Annotated in this window: 14 protein-coding genes and 2 pseudogenes; 7 read left to right on the top strand and 9 right to left on the bottom strand. The window is 68.9% G+C overall.

The genetic code is table 11. The features are described from left to right. The first annotated feature begins 216 nt into the window (after positions 1–216). Positions 217–1,062: a DegV family protein gene (locus ACFT9I_RS29510; protein ID WP_382569198.1), complete on the top strand. Its 846-nt coding sequence runs from the start codon at positions 217–219 to the stop codon at positions 1,060–1,062. Positions 1,063–1,272: 210 nt separating this feature from the next. Here the strand turns inward: ACFT9I_RS29510 and ACFT9I_RS29505 are convergent, their stop codons facing one another. Next, complete coding sequence (locus ACFT9I_RS29505) at positions 1,273–1,527, bottom strand: hypothetical protein (RefSeq protein ID WP_382569197.1); 255 nt, start codon at positions 1,525–1,527, stop codon at positions 1,273–1,275. A gap of 16 nt (positions 1,528–1,543) precedes the next feature. Between ACFT9I_RS29505 and ACFT9I_RS29500 the strand changes: the two genes are divergently transcribed. Together ACFT9I_RS29500 and ACFT9I_RS29495 are read left to right on the top strand one after the other, a co-directional pair. Then, positions 1,544–2,260: a helix-hairpin-helix domain-containing protein gene (locus ACFT9I_RS29500; RefSeq protein ID WP_382569195.1), complete on the top strand. Its 717-nt coding sequence runs from the start codon at positions 1,544–1,546 to the stop codon at positions 2,258–2,260. Next, a pseudogene (locus tag ACFT9I_RS29495) lies at positions 2,257–4,008 on the top strand (ComEC/Rec2 family competence protein); the annotation flags it as partial. The gene ACFT9I_RS29500 and the pseudogene ACFT9I_RS29495, both read left to right, overlap by 4 nt. A gap of 69 nt (positions 4,009–4,077) precedes the next feature. Here ACFT9I_RS29495 and ACFT9I_RS29490 read toward each other — a convergent pair. From ACFT9I_RS29490 to ACFT9I_RS29465, 6 genes are all read right to left on the bottom strand, one after another. Further along, the gene (locus ACFT9I_RS29490) at positions 4,078–5,610 is read right to left on the bottom strand and encodes a serine/threonine-protein kinase (protein ID WP_382569193.1); all 1,533 of its coding nucleotides are present in this window, start codon (positions 5,608–5,610) and stop codon (positions 4,078–4,080) included. A gap of 66 nt (positions 5,611–5,676) precedes the next feature. Then, on the bottom strand, positions 5,677–7,605 hold the full coding sequence (locus tag ACFT9I_RS29485; RefSeq protein WP_382569192.1) for an ATP-dependent endonuclease: 1,929 nt from the start codon (positions 7,603–7,605) through the stop codon (positions 5,677–5,679). A 431-nt stretch (positions 7,606–8,036) separates the two neighbouring features. Continuing rightward, entirely contained in the window at positions 8,037–8,462 is a 426-nt protein-coding gene (locus ACFT9I_RS29480) for a hypothetical protein (RefSeq protein WP_382569190.1), read from the bottom strand. After that, positions 8,459–10,561: an integrase gene (locus ACFT9I_RS29475; RefSeq protein ID WP_382569188.1), complete on the bottom strand. Its 2,103-nt coding sequence runs from the start codon at positions 10,559–10,561 to the stop codon at positions 8,459–8,461. The genes ACFT9I_RS29480 and ACFT9I_RS29475 overlap by 4 nt, the downstream gene beginning before the upstream one ends. Then, on the bottom strand, positions 10,558–12,150 hold the full coding sequence (locus ACFT9I_RS29470; protein WP_382569186.1) for a hypothetical protein: 1,593 nt from the start codon (positions 12,148–12,150) through the stop codon (positions 10,558–10,560). The genes ACFT9I_RS29475 and ACFT9I_RS29470 overlap by 4 nt, the downstream gene beginning before the upstream one ends. Positions 12,151–12,296: 146 nt before the next feature. Beyond that, entirely contained in the window at positions 12,297–13,796 is a 1,500-nt protein-coding gene (locus ACFT9I_RS29465) for an integrase (protein ID WP_382569184.1), read from the bottom strand. Between the two features lie 86 nt (positions 13,797–13,882). On the opposite strand from ACFT9I_RS29465, the pseudogene ACFT9I_RS29460 reads away from it, so the two are divergent. The 3 genes and pseudogenes from ACFT9I_RS29460 to ACFT9I_RS29450 all read left to right on the top strand — a co-directional run. Continuing rightward, a pseudogene (locus ACFT9I_RS29460) lies at positions 13,883–14,629 on the top strand (ComEC/Rec2 family competence protein); the annotation flags it as partial. 107 nt (positions 14,630–14,736) lie between these two features. Next, a complete protein-coding gene (locus tag ACFT9I_RS29455; protein WP_382569182.1) occupies positions 14,737–15,594 on the top strand; it encodes an arylamine N-acetyltransferase in 858 nt (285 codons plus the stop codon). Positions 15,595–15,743: 149 nt separating this feature from the next. Further along, positions 15,744–16,625 (top strand): YceI family protein, encoded by an 882-nt coding sequence (locus ACFT9I_RS29450; protein WP_382569180.1) that lies wholly within the window; start codon positions 15,744–15,746, stop codon positions 16,623–16,625. A gap of 33 nt (positions 16,626–16,658) precedes the next feature. On the opposite strand, the gene ACFT9I_RS29445 is transcribed toward ACFT9I_RS29450, so the two are convergent. Then, positions 16,659–16,916, bottom strand: a complete 258-nt coding sequence (locus ACFT9I_RS29445; protein WP_382569178.1) for a hypothetical protein — start codon at positions 16,914–16,916, stop codon at positions 16,659–16,661. Between the two features lie 68 nt (positions 16,917–16,984). Between ACFT9I_RS29445 and holA the strand changes: the two genes are divergently transcribed. After that, positions 16,985–17,971 (top strand): DNA polymerase III subunit delta, encoded by a 987-nt coding sequence (gene holA / locus ACFT9I_RS29440; protein WP_382569177.1) that lies wholly within the window; start codon positions 16,985–16,987, stop codon positions 17,969–17,971. A gap of 212 nt (positions 17,972–18,183) precedes the next feature. Here the strand turns inward: holA and rpsT are convergent, their stop codons facing one another. Next, positions 18,184–18,450, bottom strand: a complete 267-nt coding sequence (gene rpsT / locus ACFT9I_RS29435; RefSeq protein WP_023541903.1) for a 30S ribosomal protein S20 — start codon at positions 18,448–18,450, stop codon at positions 18,184–18,186. Between the last annotated feature and the right edge of the window lie 19 nt (positions 18,451–18,469).

Genomic DNA, 18,469 nt, shown 5'->3' with positions numbered 1-18,469 from the left:
GGCTCGCAGTTGATCGGGTTGCGGGCGGTCGGGCGGGGCAGACGCATGACGCGGTGGCGGGCCGTCAGAGATATGGACCCGTCGAGATCGGATCCGTGGAGATCGGATACGGCGAAGCAAGGAAGAGGGCGGAAGCCGATGGGGACCTCTTCGAATTCGGCGGGCGTGGCGGGGCCGGGCTCCCGACCCGCGGTCGCGGCGGGTAACCTCCCGCTCATGTCCCGCCATGTCGCGATCGTCACCGATTCAACGGCCTACCTGCCGCCCCAGGCGATGGAACGCCATGGCATCACCGCGGTCCCGCTGACCGTGGTTCTCGGCGACCGGGCACTCGAAGAGGGCACCGAGATCTCGGCCAGATCACTCGCGCTCGCGCTGCAGAAACGGCGCTCCGTGACCACCTCGCGGCCGAGCCCAGAAGTCTTCGCCGCCGCCTACCGGGCAGCGGCCGAGGCCGGGGCGACGGGCATCGTCTCCCTGCATCTGTCGGCGGAGTTCTCCGGGACGTACGACGCCGCGGTTCTCGCCGCGCGCGACGCACCCGTGCCGGTACGGGTGGTGGACACCGGGATGGTCGCGATGGCCCTCGGCTTCTGCGCCCTGGCTGCGGCCGAGACGGCGGAGGCGGACGGGTCGCTGGACGAGGCGGTGGCGGCTGCAGAGAAGCGGGCCGCCGGGACATACGCGTACTTCTACGTCGACACCCTCGACTACCTGCGGCGCGGCGGCCGTATCGGCGCCGCGCAGGCGCTTCTCGGCTCGGCCCTCGCCATGAAGCCGCTGCTCCAACTGGACGGCGGGCGGATCGAGTTGCTGGAGAAGGTGCGTACGGCTTCGAAGGCGATCGCGCGCCTGGAGGAGATCGTCGCCGAGCGGGCGGGGACCGGGCAGGTCGATATCGCCGTGCACCATCTCGCGGCGCCGGAGAGGGCTGCCGCGCTCGCCGACCGGCTGCGGGAGCGGGTGCCGGGCCTCGCCGAGATGCATGTGAGCGAGGTGGGCGCGGTGATCGGGGCGCACACCGGGCCGGGGCTGTTGGGGGCTGTGGTCTCGCCGCGCTGAGCGGGGTGAGCGATGCGGCGCGCGGGCGCGGAATCGCTCGTTCGGGTGGCCGAGTTATCCACAACTGGTGAGTTATCCACGGTAATTCGACGGCTTCGGCGAGATCGACGGGGAGTGCCTACCGTCTGGTGGCATGACTCCCCGATCACACTCCGTGACCAGCGGCCCCGGTCGCGCTCCGACGTCCGACAGTCGTGTCCGTCAGGTCCGTCAGGCCCGCCACGGCGCCGGCCGTGGCCGGTCCCTCGTCTCCTCCGCGCCACGCTCGCGCCACAGGCGCGCGGGGACGACACCCGCGACGACGGCGTTACGGCGCCGCGCCGACGCACTGTTCGCCGTAGGGCTCGCGGACGCGGGGGCGGCGCGGTCGGCCGCGGTGGTGGGCAGCCCGGCTCCGGCGTCGATTCCCGCGTCAGCTCCGGTGCCGGCTCCGGCGTCAACTCCCGCCTCAGTAGGGGGTCGCACGGCGGTGCCGCCGGATGTGGGGGAGCAGGCGGGTGGGCGGCGCGAGCGGGTGTGGGCGGCCGTACGGGAGCGGTTGCCGTTGTGGGTGCAGCTCAGATGCGGGCTTGAGCCGAAGACGCTGGCCGCGCTCGTGGTGGTGCTGGTCGTGGCCGCCGTGCTGGCGGCCCAGCATTTCTGGTCCGGTCGGCCGCAGTCGGTCAGCGCGCCGGAGATGGTCCGTGAAGCGGTGGCCGCGACCGGGTCTGCCCGCGATCCCGCGCCGTCGTCGGGGGCGCCTGCGTCGGCTGCCGCGTCGCCGGCCGGGCGTGTGGTGGTCGATGTCAGCGGCAAGGTGCGCAGTCCCGGCGTTCGCCGGCTGCCCGCCGGGTCGAGGGTCACCGACGCGCTGCGCGCAGCCGGGGGAGTCAGGCCCGGCGCCGATCTGACCGGGTTGAACCGGGCACGGGTACTGGTGGACGGTGAGCAGGTGGTCGTCGGCGGCCCCGCGCCACCGGGGCAGGCCGCCGCCGTGCCCGGCACGGGCGCGGCGGGTCCGGAGGGCGCGCCGGTGAGTCTCGGCACGGCCACCGTCGAACAGCTCGACACACTGCCCGGCGTCGGACCGGTGCTCGCGCAGCACATCATCGACTACCGCACCCGGCACGGCGGATTCAGCTCCGTCGACCAGCTGCGCGAAGTGAACGGGATCGGCGAACGCCGCTTCGCCGACATCGAGCCCCGTGTGCGGCCGTGACCCGCGCGGCCGTGCACGCGGCCTCGGGGAATGCGCTGGGCGCCGCCGCCCCTCGCCAGGAGGGCCCGGCCGATCTACGGCTGGTGCCACCGGCGTTGGCGGCCTGGGCCGCCGCGGCGCTGGCGACGGGCGCACCGGGGAGCTGGGTCGCCGGTGTGGTGCTGGCCGGGCTCGTCGTGGCGGGGGTGTTGCTGGTCCGGGCCGCGCTGGTGCCGGGTCCAGGGCCGAGGGGCGTGCGGCGGAGGGTGAACGGGGTCGCTGTCGCCGCTGTGCTGCTCTGCGCCGTCGCGGGGGCGGGGTCGGCCTGGTTGCACGGCGCGGACCGGCACCGGGGCCCGGTGCCCGCACTGGCGGATCGGTACGCACGCGTCACCGTCGACCTCACGGTCACCACCGACCCGCGCCCCACCAGACCACGGGTGCACGGCGACAGGCTCTCGTCGGCGGGCCTCGTCCTGGACGCGGACCTCACGGGCGTGTCGTCCACCGGCGGAGCCACCACGACCGTCCGTACGCCGGTGCTCGTATTCGCCGGAGCGGGGGACGGTGCTGAGGCGTGGCAGCGGCTGCTGCCGTCGACCGGGCTGAGGCTGGCCGGGCGGCTCGCGCCGCCGACGGAGGGCGACGAGAGGTACGCGGCGCTGCTGCGGGTGGAGGGGAGCGGGCCGCCGCGGGTCGTACGCCCACCGACCGGCCTCCAACGCACCGCGGGCCAACTGCGCGCCGGACTGCGCGAGGCGACGGAGGGGCTCCCGCCGGACGCCCGCGCCCTGCTCCCCGGACTGGTCGTCGGGGACACCTCCCGGATCCCGCCCGAACTGCACGACGCCTTCACCGCGACCGACCTCTCCCATCTGCTCGCCGTCTCCGGAAGCAATCTGACGATCGTCCTCGCCCTGCTCATCGGGCCGCCCGGACTCGCGCTGCGGGCCGAGCGGCGCGGGCTCGCACCACGGCTGGGGATCTCGCTGCGGTCGACCGCGGTGTTCGGCGGGGCGCTCACGCTCGCCTTCGTGGTGGTCTGCCGACCGGAGCCCAGCGTGCTGCGGGCGGCGGCCTGCGGACTGATCACCCTGCTCGCCATCGGCACCGGCCGGCGCAGATCCCTGATCCCGGCGCTGGCCGCCGCCGTACTGCTCCTCGTCCTCTGGGACCCCGCCCTGGCACGCAGCTTCGGCTTCGTGCTGTCCGTGCTCGCCACCGGCGCGCTGCTCACGATCGGGCCGCGCTGGAGCGCGGCGATGCGGCGGCGTGGGGTGCCGCCCAGGCTCGCCGAGGTGCTGGCGGCGGCGGCATCGGCGCAGGCCGTGTGCGCACCGGTGGTGGCCGTGTTCGCCGCGCGGGTCAGCCTTGTCGCGATCCCCTGCAACCTGTTCGCGGAGCTGGCGGTGGCGCCCGCGACGGTGCTCGGGTTCGCGGCGCTCGCCACGGCGCCGGTGGCGATGCCGGCGGCCGAGCTGCTGGCCCGGTGCGCGGGCTGGCCCGCCGGGTGGATCGCCTCGGTCGCCCGCACGGGCGCGGCGCTGCCCGGGGCCGAGGCCGAGTGGCCCGGCGGCTGGCGGGGCGGCGCGCTGCTCGCTGTCGTCATGGTCCTCGTCGTTTGCGCGGTACGGCGCATACGCGGCCACCCGTGGGTCGCCGCCGCCTGCGCGGTGCTCCTGCTGCTGGCCGTCCTGCGGCCGGCGCCCTTCACCCGGATGGTCACCGGGTGGCCGCCGCCGGGCTGGGCGCTGGCGATGTGTGACGTCTTCCCTGTCAAGTTCAGCGTGTTGATCAAACCGCGCGCCCAGGTCAGGGCGGAGGCGTCATTCCCTGCCCTAACTTGACTTAGTGATCTTGCGGATGCCGGTCCGCAAAACAGGGTGCAGCGATCGGATCGTGAACTCTTCGAACGACCACTCAACCGGACCTGCCTGTGACGCGGCGTCCTGCAGTGCTTCCAATGCCACCAATGCGCGGTCCGGGGACGTGATGCCCTGCAGGAGGCCCGTGAGGAGGTCGCGGACATGCCAGCGACCGTGGTGCCATCCCAGGCTCGGGAGCGCCCGGACGGTGTGCCTAAGGATCTGCAAGTCCGACGTTACGGTGACGGCCCGGTGGCAGGTGTTGGCCAGCCCGTCGCAGTAGTCGAAGTCGAAGCGCGTGTCCTCGATGTAGCCGCAGAAGTTCTCGTAGATGTTCATGAAGCCGACGCTGTTGCGCTCCCAGGCCACGGACATGGACGCTGACGACGTGTCGACCAGGACCGAAGCCACTGCCTCGTAGTCCTCGGGTTCGACCTGCTGTGCCCAGCTCAGGAATTCGTCGATCGCGGACAGGTCGGGGAAGTCAGATGCAAGGCGGGGGGCCAGGAGTCTGGCGATCGTCTCTGCCGTCTGCCACTCCGGGCTCGTAGAGAGAGCGGCGTGGATCGCTTCCAGGAGCGCGTGAGGGGACTCGTATCGCTGCGCGTACTTCGCCGTCGCGCGTTGGATCACCGGACGAAGAGGGCTTTCCGGGATGTCGTCGTGTTCAAAGGGAGGCTGCCCGGCGAGCAGGTGATGCATGATCTTGCCCAGTGAGAAGACGTCAGCACGAGCGTCGACGGTCTTGGCCGCGTTCCGCTGCTCGGGTGCCCAGTAGAAAGGGGTGCCAAAGCCTTCTCCCGTCAATGTGAGCGTGGTCGTCACGCCTTCCTGCTCACGGGCGAGTCCGAAGTCGCTGATCGCCCACTGGCCCTCAGCCGTCCAGAGGACGTTGGCCGGCTTGAGGTCGCGGTGAAGGATGCCCGCGTCGTGCACATAGGTGAGGCCCGCGCAGATCTGGCTCATCACGTCGGCGATCTGCATTTCATCGCCCTCGAACTCCGCGATGTAGTTCTGGAGACTGCCCTGGGCAAGGGGCATGGCGTACCAGATGTCGTTCTGCTCCGACATGTTCCCGTGGGCAATAACGGGGATCACGTTGGGGTGATGCAGATCTCTGAGGATCCGCAGCTCACGCTGAAAGCGCCGAACGGCGTCACCGCCAAGGTCGTGGACATCACGCTGGACCTTGACGGCGACGGTCTGGTCGGTCCGCCGGTCCAACGCGCGGTAGACGTCCGCGAATCCGCCCCAACCGATCGGGGGTTCCTCGATCTCGAAGCGATCGCCGATCAGCCGACGGGCTTCAACGGCTGACGGTCGCCCCGGTCGGCTGCGTCGCGAACCGGAGGAGGACCATGCCTCGATGACGTCCAGATCCCAGATAGGGCCCTGGGCAATCTCGGCCGCGGCAGCGGGGAAACTTCCCCGCTGCCGCAAAAGAGCGAGCCTCTGCGTACTCACCCCGAGCGCTGCTGCAACCTCGGCGACCCCACCCAAGCGCATATGACCATCCTTATTCATTGAGGAGAGGTCAACTATAACTGCTGCCCGGGGTTCGATTCGGTCCGTTCAACGCCTGGGGAGAAGGGAGTTGAGCCGAGTGAACAGTTGGTCGGCCCGGGCGATCGTGGCGGAGTCGATGCCCGGGCCGAGCTCGGCCTGTTCGCGGAGGAGGACCGCTGCGGGCTTGTAGTGGTTGAATCGTGCGGCGATCTTCCGCTTCTTGAACACGGCCTCGATCTGCCGAATGACGCGGGGGTCCTTCGCGTTCAGTTCCGCGATGGTGATCGGAGTGGTGAGCTGCGAGTCGTATGCGCGGTTGACGAGGCCCAGGTAGAAGTTCCGGTCGAACAAGTCCTCGACGTCCGCGTCGCCGGTGCCGGTGAACTCGCTGATCTCGACGAGCCCGTTCTTGGACAGCTGGTCGTTGTCGCGGAGTCGCTGGACGGCGCCGACGTCCTTGGTGCTGGAGTCGATGAGGACAGCGACGTTCAGCTTGTTCGCGCCGAGGAGGGTCACGAAGGTGGACAGCTTGCCGGAGCCGCCGATGGGGGTCTTCACCCAGCGTGGGTCAAGGCCGGTGGAGCCGTTCGCTTCGGCGATGTCGGTGAGAACGTCCAGGTAGATCAGGTCGCTAGGGCCTTCGAGGAGCAGGGTGTGCTCTCCGACGAACAGCGTCTGGGTCATCTCAATGCCCATCGCGGTCAGCAGAGGGAAGGCGGTGTCTTCGTCGGCCTTGAAGATCTCCGAGGAGACCTTGGCTCCACCGCGCTCCATGTCGATCACAGTCCGGACGCGGTTGAGGTGGTCGGGATCGACCATAAAGGGCGAGTGCGTGGTGTAGAGGACCTGGTGCTTCGGCGCCAGCCGGTCGTCGACGAGACGCAGAAAGTCCTCCTGGGCGCGTCCGTGGAGAGACAGTCCGGGTTCGTCGAGCAGAAGGATCAGGTCGGTGGTTCCTGCTGCTTCCAGCTCGTTGAAGTAGGCGAGGAAGGAGAAGAACCAGACGAAGCCGCGGGACCTTTCATCGAAGGGCACGGATGCGCGGTGGCGGCGGTTGAAGACGCGGACCTGGAGGATCGGGCCCTGGTCGAAGGGGGCCACGGCACCCGGTTCCGGCGCGAGAGTCTTCAGCTGGACTTCGAGCTCCGTGTTCTGAGACCAGTACTCGAAGACCTCGTCGGAGATGACGTTGCCCGAGTTCTCCAGCTCACGGATAAGGCGTTCGTGCTGGTCGGAGTCGTTGAACTCCTCGGGAGAGACGCCGGCCATGTCGAGGAGGCTCAACAGTGCCCGCTCTCCCCGCGTGATGTCGCCGGCATCGCTGCGTCGGATCAGGTCCGGGAGGGAGACCTTGCCGGGCATGGAGTCGTAGTCGTCGAAGTAGACGAACGTCGGCATCCACTTGCTCGCGTAGGCGTCGATCAGATGCAGCCCCAGGTCGCTGTCGCGCCATTCGCGGATGCGCTCGGCCAGGGCACTGGCGTCCGAGGGGATCTCTTCCAGTTCGTCCAGGGCGTCGAGCAGGTCCGTGACCGTCTTCGCGCCGCTGAGCGCGTTGGCCGCCGCGACGGGCAGGTCGAGAGCCGAGCGCAGGTGGTCGACGGCCGCCGTCTCGTTGTAGGGGATCGTGAAGATCTTTTTGGTGTCGCGGTAGCCGATGGTGACCTGGAACTCCGGGCTCCGCAGGGCCTTCGGTCCCAGTTCCTCCGCGATCTGCTTCATCTCGGAGTCGTCGAAGCGGAAGGTCGCCCGAACTACCGGAATCTGCTGTCCGTCGGGGAGCCGCTTGCGTTCCCGGGTCTTGCGGGCTGGGAAGTCGATCACTTCGTCGAACTTGACGGCCTCGACCGGCTTGAGCCGGTAGAGCGCCTGCAGAAGTGTGGTCTTGCCCGATTCGTTCTTGCCGACCAGACAGGTGACGTCGTCTTCGATGTCGAAGGTTTCGGAGTCCTCGACGGACCGGTAGTCGGTGACGCGGGCCTTTATCAGGTGCACGTTCTGGGTCCTTCCTCGTGTTCCGCGAGGAGGCCCGGCGTGCCGTGATCGGCGAGGCAATGATCACAACGCCCCGGCAGTGGGTGCCTTCGGCGTTGCGTTCGAGGTAGGTTCCGAATGCCAGTAAGGAAGAGACCCCGGTGCCCGTCGACCTCGACGCCACCGGGGTCCTCTTTGAGCCACTTCATAGAGTAGCGCCCCCCGCCGACATTTCCGTACCGTTTTGTCGCCCGGCGGCCTTCATGTGGACGGTGTGCGCGGTCAGTTGGCAGGACGCGCAGGTGTCCGGCCGTTCGGCCGGTTGGAGCCGAAGCCGGCGGGTCTCCATCGCCAACCTGGAAGCAGGGTTGGTTGAGTCGCCCCCCGGACGCACTCAGACCTCGAAGGATTCACCGTCCGGGGCCACGGGGTCTGTTGTGTAGATGCCGCTGCTATCGAAGTGCCGGTGCTGGTTGGGATTGATTCGGAAGGGCTCTGATCTTCGGGTCGTGTTCGACAAGTTGCTTGCGCAGCTGTCGATTTTCCATCTCTGACTGGTGCAGAGCGCCGACCAGCGCCTCGACGTCGGCCCGTAGTTGCTTGAGCTCTTTTGCGTCGGCGGCACGGAGCTCCTTGAGCTTGACGACCTGCCTGCGAAGTCGCAGTTCTCGATCGGGAGTCCCGCCCCGAGCGCGGACCTTTTCGTTGAAGTCGTTCTTCAAGTCGAGGTGGCGCTGGGTGAGCGCATTGCGCGGAACCTGGGCCTCGGACGCGAGGGCGACGATGGTCAGCGCTCCATTGGAGCTCTCGGGGGTGCCTGCCAGGATTCGGTTCATCGCGGCGTTGATCCGGTCACGTTCGTCCGGGGCCGGGCTCATTCGGGGATCTCCTCGCGGGTGATGCGGTTGTTGTGGTGGTGCTCGACGAGTTGCCGAAGGCGGGCGGCTTCGTCTCCCAGCCGGTCGGCCAGCGGAAGGGGAACGGCTTCCGAGGCGGCTTGTTCCTCCAAGGTCTCGGCCTGCCAGGTCATTTCAGCAGCATGCTGATCGGTGCGGGTGATGTTGGTGCAGGAGGACACGCATCGGTCCAGGGACGGAGCATCGGCGGCGATGGTGCGGTGGCAGAGCGCTTTGTCCCGGTTGTAGACACACATCAGGTAGGCATGTGGGTTGTCGTGAACGGCCAGGGCCGGATTGCTGAGGATGTCGCGAGCCTGGCGGGCGGTGCGGATGGAGCCGATGAACGTCGGAGCGTGGGCTGCCGCGTGGATGGCGCGACGGGCTGCCGGCCCCGAGAGGCCGGCTCCCTCAGCAAGGCTGTCGTTCAGGACCATGAGGGTGTCGGCTGTGGCCCGTGCGGTCTCGATGTCGAGGAGGGTGTGGATTCCGTCGCGGCTTCGGGCGGCGTATGCGCCGCTGACGGCGGTTCGCATGTGGCCGTATTGAACGGCAAGGGCGACCAGTCCGCCGGGGCGGCGGGCGATGTGCCAGGCCAGTGTCCGCCTGAATCGCGAGGTTCCGACCCTGCCGTGTGGGTCCGCTGGGATGGATTCGCTGGGGAGATCGAGGCGGTCGGAGAGCTCGTTGGCCCAGGTGATGAAGTTCTCGATCCTGGCGTTCATCGTGTGGGTGAGGACGGAACCGACGTAGTCCCCACGGTGGTTGGGGAAATCGTGAGCGCTGGCCTCAAAGAGGAGGCTGTCGCTGGGGACGATCTTCTCCAGGGTGCGGATGGCGTTGGCCGCGGGGGCAATGGCGACCCAGGGCACTTCCCGAAGTTCGCCTCCGGAGTGATGGTTTCCGTCTTCGTCCCGCGCGGTCTTATAGACGGTGCCGAAGATGAGGTGCCGCCCGGTCGCTGGTTCGGGGCAGCAACCGGTTCGTAGTCCAAGCACTTCGCCCGGCCGCATGCCGGTGAGGTATGCGAGCACGATGAAGCAGGCGGTACCCAGGTGTCGCATCAGCACGTCGGCGTGGGCGAAGTCGATGGCTTTTGTCCATCTGCGCCCGTTGACGAACGTGGTCATCGTGACGGGCAGCGGGCTCGGCCCAGGGTGCTGGTCTCGGTAGTTCCGCCAGACCTTTCGGCGGAGCATGTTGTTGACCTGGTTGATCGAGGAACCGGTGAGGCCAGCGATATAGCTGACCGACGTGACGTGTTTGCCCGCGTGAACGTGCATGGGGATGAGTCCGCCGACTGCGGCGATCTCTTGCAGGTAGGTCTTCAGAGCGGTCAGCGACTTCTTGGTCCCGTCCGTCCGCTGGGCCACCTCGATCAGTCGTTCCTTCTCCGCCCAGGCGGCCAGGATGTCGGTGGAGAGATCATCGACCACCCTCATGGACCAGATCAGCAGCGGGCCCATGGTGGCTGGCGTGATCGGCTCGGTGGAGTTCTCGCCGCCGCCTTCCTCCGCGGGCGGGAGATAGTCGTCGACTCCTTCGTGCTCCCAAGGCGGCTGGGCGATTCCGACTGGGTGGGTGCTGAGCGTGTCGAAGACCCAGAGGCGGGTCAGCGCGGTCATCCGGTGCACGACCGTGGCGCGCGAAAGTCCCCGTCCGCGTACCAGGTGAGCGATGAAGTCGCTGTAGGTCTGGTCACTGCAGTGGGACAGCGTCGTGATGTTCTGGCCGTGCAGCCAGCCGGCGAAGTACCGCCATGTCATGACGACTTCGTAGATACTCTCGGCGTTCATCCGACTCCGCCAGGCCCCGGATCTGCCGAGGAGAAAGGAGTCCGGCAGGCTCTGGTTGATGAACGTATAGGTGATCTGTTGCAGTTCACTGCGGGAGGCGGCCGGGAACGTGGCCCAGAGGATGCGCTTGCGCTCAACGCTCGGGTTGACGTTCAGCGGGGCCAGTGACCAGATCGCGTCACCGAAGCGGGACACGGGTTCGTCGGGGTTAATGATCAGTGCGGCGCCGATGACCGGGGTCTGCGTTGTGAGCTGAGTGTGTTCGGCGGCGTGGAGGGTTGTCACCCGTCGTAATGTCCGTTCAGAAGGTGTTCGATGATCTTTCGGTCCTCGGTCGTGACGGCGGCCAGTGCCTGATGCCAGACGGGCTCACCGAGCCTGTCCTTGAGGTCCTCCAGGCGGGCGTGTGCGTCATGCCAGTCCGCGTCCCATAGGTCGGGGGCCAGGACGTCCCGCAGGCTTTGAAGGCTGCGGTGCAGGTGGGCCAGGCGAGGTTGATGGACGGGTGCGACGCGTGCGTTCGGGCAGGCGGTGCAGAGCAGGAACGATGCTCTGCAGCCGGCGCCGACCAGAGTGAACGGGCTGTTGCGGTAATCGGTGCAGCCGACCGTGGCCGTCTCCAGGTCATCCGGTGCGGGCTCGTCACTGAGCCGGGCTCGCAGGACCGTGTTCCGTGCATGGTCGAGGGCCTCGCTGATGCCTTCGGCGATCACGGGGATCGCTGCCTCTTGGACCTGGGGTTCGGGCAGCACGTAGACACTGTCGTGAGTGTCCTGGGAGTTCTGGCCCGGTTCGCGGCGGTGCAGGGCGTTGACGGTCTTGCGAAGGCGCCTCATGGGGGCCCCGGGCAGGCCTGCCTTCCGGGCCCAGTGGCTGGCGGCCTCGCGGTGGAGTCCGATGCCGAACATCCCGACCCAGAGGTCCTCCGGGTTGTCGCGCTCCCTGGGATAGTTCTCGCGCCAGACCACCAGACGGTCCAGATCGGGGTCGAGGTCAGCGACGATCTCCCGGGCCGGGGCCGTGGCCTGCAGGGCCTTGGTAATCAGCCGACCAGGCGAGTCGGCCCCAAAGTCAGTGAAGTTCCTGGTCTCGAAGTAGCGGCCGACGCCTCGGCGGGCCTTCTCCAACTCCAGTCGATAGATGGGGAATCCGCCTTCCCCGGAGTCCGGTGTCGCCCGTGGGACGGACAGTTTGGACACCGTCGTCGCGTTGAAGCCGTGCTCGGCGGACAGCAGCACCGCCAGGGCGGTAGCCTCCATGCGGCTCAAGAAGAGACGTCGCCACGTGTGCAGTGCGTTCTCCCCTCCCAGAGCGATGCGGTAGCGGCTGATCACCCGCACTCGGCTGTCGGTGCCCTGATAGCGCGGAACGTTGCCGGTGCGGGCCAGGGCTTCCAGAGCCTCGCCGACCAGATGCTCGCGAGTGTCTGCGGCGACGGTTCCGGCCCGCCACTTCCGTAGGAGTTCGGTGTTCTCGCTGATCCGCAGGTGGGCGGCCCGGAACATCCGCTGGGCGGCCGTGCGAACCTGCGTGAATTCATCGGGCTGATAGGCCGTCTCGGTCTTCTTGACCAGGGGGACGCGTTTGGCCATCGCCTCCTTGAGCGGCGCGGTCACGCGCCCGTCCTCCAGGAGGAACGATGCGACCCGGGTGATCTGGTCGCGGCCGGATGCGTTCTGGGGACGGCTGAGACGCCAACGGTTCCAGAGGCTCGCAGTCAGCTCGGGGACATCGGTGGGCGGGTGGTCCTGCTCGGCGAGGAAACGTGCGAAAGTCCGCAGTTGCCGCCAGCTCGCCAAGCTCGCCGACAGGGCATTCCAGCCGCCGCCCGGCTCGCAGCGTGCGGCGAACAGCACCGCCCACGATCGCTGCATGGGGGCAGGCACCGGGAGCGCGGCGAAGTCGTAACTGCGCGTGGTGCCATCGCGGGCGAGGTGATGGATCAGGACAGAGCCTGGTTGCAGGACGGGGGGCCGGTGGTGCGGCTGCCTCGGCCGGGCTGCGGAACGGCCTCGCCGGCTCATTCGATCACCAGCTGATCGTCGAGGTCCTGAATTCCTTCACTCTCCCGGGCGATTCGGGCGAACGTGCTGTTCAGCCGTTCCTCCGGCAGATTCGTCACGAGGCTCGCGTCGGGAATGCGGTCGACCAGCAACGACCGCAGTTGCAGGTCCGCGACGGGCGCGAGGTAGATCTTCTTCGTCGTGGCCAAGTCGGCGTGACCGAGCAGATCCTTCACCATGCTCCAGGGATCGCCGTAGAGGAGTCGGAAGTCGCGTCGTTCCTCCGGAGTCAGGCCCATGCGCTGGTCCATCAGGTTGCTGAGGACGACCAGCATGTAGAGCGCGAAGCTGTGCCTGGCCATGTGGGGTGTGGCGAACGGCGGTTCGGCCATGGCGCCCGACAGGACGTCTTCGCAGCGGTCCGACGCGGCCCGGAAGACGTTCTCCCAGGAATCCGGGTGGAACGGCAGCCCGCTCTCATTGAGCCAGAGCCACAACGGTTCCGGCCCCAGCGGTCCCTCCGTGAAGAAGGTCATGCGCTCTTCGACCGTCGCCTCGATCAGCGAGGTCTCACCCATCATGCCGTCCTGGTCCCGCCAGTGCAGCACTCGCTTCAGACGGCCGGTCTGGTGGGTGACCAGGCGCCAATCGGGCAGGCTGTCGTACCGACCCTTCATCTGCGCCCGCCGGACAAGGCTGGCCCGGGTCGACTCCATGTATCCCTCGACCTCGCCGATCACGACCGCCGAGGCGTAGAACGTCCTCGCCCTCTGCGACTTGGTCACCGCCCGCGCCAGGCGACCCGTGTAGTAGCGGCCCCCTTCCAGGCGTGTGCGGGGAACCTCAAACGTCAGCAGCGACGCCCCTTCCGTCCGCCTCATCCCCGAGGAAAACAACAGGTCAGCGTAGGCAGCGTTGCGATCAGACAGGCGTCCTCGCCAGTTTCGGTCAACAAGCCCGTCGGTCGCGTGGCCGCGAAGCCCGACATCGACCCAGAGGCGAAAGGCCCGCGGGGTCAGCCATCTGACGTTGCTAGTCCGGGCGTGCTCAGCGCGGCCCGCCGGCACCGAGACGATGTCGCCGTACCGATTCCGGACGGACTTCATCTCTACCGGGTTCTTCACCATGTGCTCTTGGTTGACCGCCCACGTGTAAAGCCGCGTCAGCGCGGCCAGGGCCCTGTCCCAGCGGTCGCCCCCGATCCTGGATGGGTTCCGCGGCGACCTCGTGCGCCAGTCCTCAAAGTCCCACAGATCGTCGGGAGTTGCCTCATGCCAGTTGTGCCCGCGGTCCCATAGGAAGTCAAAGAACAAGCAGTAGTCGTTTGTGTAGTTGCGCTTCGTCTCGGGCTTGAGCCGTGCAAACGATGTACGGCACAGGAAGTGACTCAAGATCGGATCGATCTCGTAGTCCGGCGAAAGCAGAATGGGGTCACCAGGATGAATCCCTGTGCGGTCCTCACGCTGTACAAGGTCTTCCCAACTCGCCAACACCGGCACTCGGTCCGCGCTGATCACTCGCCTCGTTGGGACCCAGAACCTACGCCACCCCGCCACAGCACCACCCTGTTAGATCAGCTTCAACACGCTGATCTAACAGGGAAGACGTCGGCCAGGGCGACGCCATGGTGCTCGCGGCCGGCGAGGGCGCGGGTGTGGTCGTGGACGCCGGGCCCGACCCCCGGCTGGCCGACCGCTGTCTGCGGGACCTCGGGATCACCCGGGTACCGCTGCTCGTGGTGAGCCACTTCCACGCCGACCATGTCACCGGGCTGCCCGGGGTGCTGCGGGGCAGGAGGGTCGGTGCCATCCAGACGACGACCCTTCAAGAGCCTTGGGAGCAGAGCGAGTTCGTACGGCGGACGGCGCGGGCCGCGCGTGTGCCGGTGGTGCGCGCGATACCGGGGGAGCGGCGCCGGGTCGGGCCGCTCGACTGGCGGGTGCTGTGGCCGAGGGCCGGGCCGGGGCTGGGCGCGGGTGGGCCGAACGACGCGAGCCTCACTCTGCTCGTCCGGACGGTGGGCGGTCCGACGCTGCTGATGCTCGGCGATCTCGAACCGCCCGCCCAGCAGGGCCTGTCCAGGGACCATCCGGCGCTGGCACCGGTGGATGTGCTGAAGGTCGCGCACCACGGTTCGGCCTTCCAGGATCCCGGACTGCTGCGGGCGGTGCGGCCCCGGCTGGCCCTGATCTCCTGCGGCAGGGACAACCCGTACGGCCATCCCTCGCCGCGCACGGTTGGCGCGCTGCGGGCCGGGGGAGCGGTGGTGCTGCGTACCGACACGGACGGCGCCGTCGCGGTGACGGGCGCGGGGGCGGGGCTGCGGGCCGTGCCGCGCGGGCCCGCGTGAGGGGGGGGCCGGGCGGCCGGCGCGCGGAGCCGGACAGGGCCGCCCGCCCTCCGGACCAGGACGAACGACGCATGGTGGGAAGGAGGGGGCCGGGCCAGACTGGGCGCATGGACACGTCTCGGACCATCTCCGACTATCTGCACCGGATCGGGGCCGACCGGCCCGTCGTACCGGACGCCATGGCACTGCGGGATCTTCAGGTACGGCACCTGCGGACCGTGCCGTTCGAGAATCTCTCCGTGCACCTGACGGAGGAGATCGTCCTCGAAGAGGGGGCGCTGGTCGCGAAGGTCGTGGACAGGAGGAGGGGAGGTTTCTGCTACGAACTCAACGGCGCCTTCGCGGTGCTGCTGCGGGAACTCGGCTTCCGGGTGACGCTCCTTCAGGCCCGGGTGTTCACGGCGGACGGCGGGCTGGGGATCCCGTACGACCACATGACGCTGCTCGTCGAGACCGAGACCGAGACCGGGACCGGCACCGGGACGGGACGCGGCGTGGAGCGGTGGCTCGCCGATGTCGGCTTCGGGAGTCACAGCACCCACCCGCTGGCCTTCGACGAGCGCGGCGACCAGGAGGACCCCGCCGGTACGTTCCGGATCGTGGAGGCGCCGGAGGGCGACATCGACGTCGTGCGGGACGGCAAGCGCCAGTACCGCATCGACCAACGGCCGCGCGCGCTGGCCGACTTCACCGCCGGGGCCTGGTACCACCGGACCTCGCCCGACTCGCATTTCACCCGGTCGCTGGTCTGTTCCCGCAACACCCACGACGGCCGCATCACGCTCAGCGGCCGCAGGCTCGTCACCACCGTGGACGGCGAGCGGCACGAGCGGGAGCTGGTCGAGGACACCGAGATCCTGGCCGCCTACCGGGAGCACTTCGGTCTCGACCTGGACCAGGTGCCCCGGGTCATGACCAACCGGAAGAGGGAGGGACTTAGCTGGACGTCCGGTACTTGCGGGTAGGGGAATGGTCAAACCACCTCCGAGCACTCGTGTTTGCCCTGAACGGCACAAGAGTGATCGAATGCCTATTCGTCGAAGGTCCGTGTATTCGGCAACGAAGTGATGCCGGGTGCGGGCCCCGAGTCCCGAACAGCACGGGGGTGTGCAGGATGTTCACACGTTGGTTCGGCGGGCGCGCGGCCGGTACCGCGCAGGCCGGTCCGCTCGCGGGCGTGAGGGTGCCGCCCACGGCGGGCGTACTGAGCTGCCGCGTTCTCGATCCCGGCGGTGAACCCGTCCGGCGGGCCGAGTTCGTCCTCAGCGACAGCTCGGGGCGGAAGGTCGTCGCCGGGGAGACCGATCCGTTCGGCTCGGTCGTGGCGACCGTCCCGGCGGGTGAGTACCGGCTCGCGGTCACGGCCGACGGCCTCACCCCGTTCCACCGCAACGCCACGGTGGCGGAGAGCGCGCACGCGGGCCTCGGCGACGTGACCCTCCAGATCGCGACGCCCCCGCCGCTCCCCGAGCCGGGCGAGTGGGAGATCGAGCCCATGCACTCCCAGATCGGCTTCACCGCGCGCCATATCGGACTGGCGCGGATCCACGGCCGGTTCAACACCTTCGCCGGCGCCGTGCGGATAGCCGAGCGCATGGACCGGTCCGCGATGCACGTGATCATCGACGCGTCGTCCATCGACACCAACGTGCGGATGCGCGACGACCATCTGCGCTCGGCGGACTTCCTCGACGTGGTGAACCACCCGACGCTGGAGTTCTACAGCGAGCGCTTCGTCCACCGCGGCGGCGGCCACTGGGGCGTGACCGGTGCGCTGACCCTGCACGGCGTGAGCCGTACGGTCACCCTGGACACCCGTTACCTGGGCATCGGCAGCGGCATGGAGGGCGAGACCCGCGCGGCCTGCCGCGCCACGACCGAGCTGCACCGCGAGGACTTCACCCTCACCTGGCAGACGATGCTCGCCCGCGGCATCGCCGTCGTCGGCTCCAGCATCTCCATCGACCTGGACATCCAGATCGTCCGCAAGTCCTAGGGCGTGTCCGCGAAGTAGCGCCCCGCCCGCCCCCTAGTCCGACTCCGGCGGGGCTTCGAGCCACCCCTCGTACTCCGCTGCGAAGGCGTCCAGCGCCGTGGGGTCGAGGCGCGCCCGCGCGTCCTCGATCACGACCAGCCACTGCGCGTCCTCGGCGTCGTCCTCGCCGGCCAGGGCGTCCCGGACGAGCTGGGGCTCCTCCATCACCCCGAAGCGGTCCGCGAGTTCACCCGCCACCTCCTCGGCGGCGTCGCGGTCGGGCAGCACCAGTACATGTCGCACATCGCTCACCCGCCCATTCTCCCGTACGCCGACGGCCCGCGGGGCGGTGTCGGTGGGGCGTGCGATGCTGGACCGCGATGGCCACCAGGAAGACTTCCCCCGACGATCCGCTCGCCCCGCTCACGCTCGCCGTGGGCCAGGAGGACCTGCTGCTGGACCGCGCCGTCCAGCAGGTCGTGGCGGCGGCCCGCGCCTCCGACCCGGACACCGACGTGCGCGACCTCGCCTCCGACCAGCTCCACCCGGGCACCCTCGCCGAGCTGACGAGCCCGTCGCTCTTCGCCGAGCGCAAGGTCGTCGTCGTACGGAACGCGCACGACCTCGCCGCCGACACGATCAAGGACGTCAAGGCGTATCTCGACGCGCCGGCCGAGGAGATCACGCTCGTGCTGCTGCACGCGGGCGGACCCAAGGGCAAGGCCCTGCTGGACGCCGCCCGCAAGGCCGGAGCCCGGGAGGTCGTCTGCGCGAAGACGACCAAGCCGGCCGAGCGGCTCAACTTCGTACGGTCGGAGTTCCGCGCGCTGGGCCGCTCCGCCACGCCCGAGGCCTGCCAGGCGCTCGTCGACTCGATCGGCAGCGATCTGCGGGAGCTGGCGAGCGCGGTGTCCCAGCTCGCCGCCGACGTCGAGGGCGCGATCGACGACGCCGTCGTCGCCCGCTACTACACGGGCCGCGCCGAGGCCTCCAGCTTCACCGTCGCCGACCGGGCCGTCGAGGGCCGCGCGGCCGACGCGCTCGAAGCGCTGCGCTGGTCGCTGTCGACCGGTGTCCCGCCCGTACTGATCACCAGCGCCCTCGCCCAGGGCGTGCGCGCCATCGGCAAGCTGTCGTCGGCACGGGGCGGCCGGCCCGCCGACCTCGCCCGTGAGCTGGGCATGCCGCCGTGGAAGATCGACAAGGTGCGTCAGCAGCTGCGGGGCTGGACCCCGGACGGGGTGGCGACGGCGCTGCGCGCGGTCGCGGCGGCCGACGAAGGCGTCAAGGGCGGTGGCGCGGACCCCGAGTACGCGCTGGAGAAGGCGGTCGTCACGATCGCGCAGGCGGCCCGCGCCGGACGCTGAACACCCACCGGACAACACGAAGGCCCCGGTACGCCGTGTACCGGGGCCTTCGTCGTCAAACCTGGTTTGGACCCGCACCCGCGTGGCGAACGCAGTCGTGTGCGGATCCGTGAAAACACCGGTCAGGAGCGGTAGAGAGGGCCCGCTGAGTCCGTTCCGGCGGTTGGAATCAAAAGTCGATCAAGGTGGAACAAGAGCGAGCGAGAATCCGCTCAGCCCTGCAGGGCGGCAACCTTGGACGCCAGCGCCGACTTCTTGTTGGCGGCGGCGTTCTTGTGGATGACACCCTTCGAGGCGGCCTTGTCGAGCTTGCGCGACGCCTCACGGACGGCCACATTGGCCTTCTCGACGTCACCGGCGACGACAGCCTCGCGGGCCTTGCGGATCGCGGTCTTGAGCGACGACTTGACGGCCTTGTTGCGCAGGCGCGCCTTCTCGTTGGTCTTGTTCCGCTTGATCTGGGACTTGATGTTCGCCACGAAATGCCTTTTCAGGTTC

It is taken from the genome of Streptomyces sp. NPDC057137 (assembly GCF_042670825.1).
Taxonomy (GTDB): Bacteria; Actinomycetota; Actinomycetes; order Streptomycetales; family Streptomycetaceae; genus Streptomyces.
The sequence above is the reverse complement of the archived record's forward strand: the minus strand, read 5'-3'. Positions and strand labels throughout refer to the sequence as shown.